This window comes from Actinoplanes sp. NPDC048791 (assembly GCF_040650095.1).
Lineage (GTDB): Bacteria > Actinomycetota > Actinomycetes > Mycobacteriales > Micromonosporaceae > Actinoplanes.
In genome coordinates this window covers 1-2,448 of sequence record NZ_JBEZGQ010001149.1, presented here as the reverse complement: position 1 = coordinate 2,448, position 2,448 = coordinate 1, and the positions used below count along the sequence as shown (strand labels likewise).

At 73.9% G+C, this 2,448-nt stretch carries 1 protein-coding gene; it reads left to right on the top strand.

The features are described 5' to 3' along the window. A partial coding sequence (locus AB0C29_RS43505) for an amino acid adenylation domain-containing protein (protein ID WP_360833535.1) occupies positions 1 to 2,448 on the top strand: 2,448 nt, incomplete at both ends.

Here is a 2,448-nt window from a genome sequence, read left to right as displayed (position 1 = left end):
GCAGGACAACGAGGCGTCCGAGCGGGCCTGGACCGAGCGGCTGGGCGAGCCGACGATCCTCTACCCGGCGGCCGCCGGCACCCAGCCGGTGCTCGCGACCAGCCTCGGCGTGCAGTTCACCGAGGCGCAGACCGCCCGGCTCACCGAGCAGGCGCGGGCCGCGGGCGTCACCCTGAACGCCGTCCTGAGCACCGCGCTCGGGCTCGTGCTCGGGCACGCCTCCGGCCGCACGGAGGCCACCTTCGGCACCACGGTCGCCGGGCGCCCGACCGACCTCGACGGCATCGAGGAGGTCGTCGGCGTCTTCCTCAACACCGTGCCGCAGCGGGTCACCTTCGCCGCCGCCGAGCCGGTCCGCGACGTGCTGCGCCGGGTCCAGGCCGAGCGCATCGACCTGATGCCGCACGAATACCTGGGCCTGGGCGACATCCAGCGCGCGGCCGGGCGCGGCCCGCTCTTCGACAGCCTGTACGTGCTGCAGAACTTCCTCGACGACGACACGTTCACCGACCTGGAGACCGAGCACGGCATCGTCGGGGTCGAGGCCGTGGACGCCACCCACTACCCGCTGACCTGGGTGGTCACCCCGGGACGGGAGCTACGGGTACGCCTGGAGTACCGCTCCGACGTGGTCGCCGAGGCCGACGCCCGGTCCCTGCTCGACCGGTTCGCCGAGGTGCTGCACACCCTGGACGCCGACGCGCCGGTGGCCGCCGTGCCGCTGTCGGGGGCGCCCGCCCTGCTCGGTCACACCGCGGAGATCCCCGACCTGACCATCGCGGAGATGCTCGCCGAGCAGGCCGCGAACACCCCGGCCCGGGCCGCGCTGACCCATGACGGCGTGACATTGAGCTATGCCGAGCTGGACGGGCGGGTCAGTGCCGTGGCCCGCGGACTGCGGTCGCTGGGGGCCGGCCCGGAGACGATCGTCGGGCTCGCCCTGCCCCGGGGCATCGAGATGGTGGTGGCGCTGTTCGCGGTGCTGCGCGCCGGGGCCGCGTACCTGCCGCTGGATCTGGACCTGCCGGACGAGCGGCGCCAGGACATGATCGACGACGCCCGGCCGCTGGTCGTGCTGGAGTCGCTGGCCGGGCTGTACGAGGAGGTCGGCGAGCCGTGGCTGGCCGACTTCGCCCCGGGTACGCCCGGACGGCTGGACCGGCCCGCGTACGTCATCTACACCTCGGGGTCCACCGGGCGGCCCAAGGGGGTCGTGACGCCGTACCGGGGGCTGACGAACATGCAGCTCAACCACCGCGAGGCGATCTTCGCGCCGACTGTGGCGGCGGCCGGCGGCCGGGTGCTGACCATCGCGCACACGGTCAGCTTCTCCTTCGACATGTCCTGGGAGGAACTGCTCTGGCTGGTCGAGGGCCACCACGTGCACGTCGCCGACGAGGAACTGCGCCGCGACGGCCGGGCCCTGGTCGCCTACTGCGCGGCCCACCGGGTCGACGTGGTCAACCTGACCCCGACGTACGCCCAGGCCCTGCTGGACGAGGGCCTGCTCGACGGCGACCACCGGCCGTGCCTGGTGCTGCTCGGCGGTGAGGCCGTCTCCGAGAAGCTCTGGACGGTCCTGCGCGACACCGGGGGCGTGGCCGGCTACAACCTCTACGGCCCGACCGAATACACGATCAACACCCTGGGCGGGGGTACGGACGACAGCGTCACCGCCACCGTCGGCAAGCCGATCTGGAACACCACCGGCCACGTCCTCGACGCCTGGCTGCGGCCGGTCCCGCCCGGCGTAGCGGGCGAGCTCTACATCGCCGGCGCCGGCCTGGCCCGCGGCTACCTGAACCAGCCGGGCCTGACCGCGTCCCGGTTCGTCGCCGGGCCGGACGGCACCCGCCTCTACCGCACCGGCGACCTGGTCCGCGAACGCGCCGACGGCAACCTGGACTTCCTCGGCCGCACCGACGACCAGGTGAAGATCCGCGGCTACCGCATCGAACTGGGCGAGGTGGAGACGGCGGTCTCGGCGGTGCCCGGCGTCCGGCAGTCCGCGGTGCTGGCCCGCGGCGGGGCCCTGCACGCCTACCTGGTCGGCCCGGCCACCCCGGCCGAGGTGAAGGCCGCCCTGGCCGAGCGCCTGCCGTCCTACATGGTCCCGTCCCTGTACGCCGTCGTGGACGTGCTGCCGCTGACCGTCAACGGCAAACTCGACACCGCCGCGCTGCCCGCACCCACCCCGGTCACCACCGAGTCCCGGCCGCCCGCCGACAACCGGGAGCGCCGGCTCTGCGAACTCTTCGCCGAGGTGCTGGACCTGCCGTCGTTCGGGGTCGAGGACGACTTCTTCGACGCGGGCGGGCACTCGCTGACCGCGCTGCGGCTGCTCGGCCGGATCCGCGCCGAGCTCGGTGGGGACCTGTCGCTGCACCCCGGCCACATCGTCGGTCCGGGCTGGCACCCGATCGGCCCGCTCGGCAACCTCGACCCCGG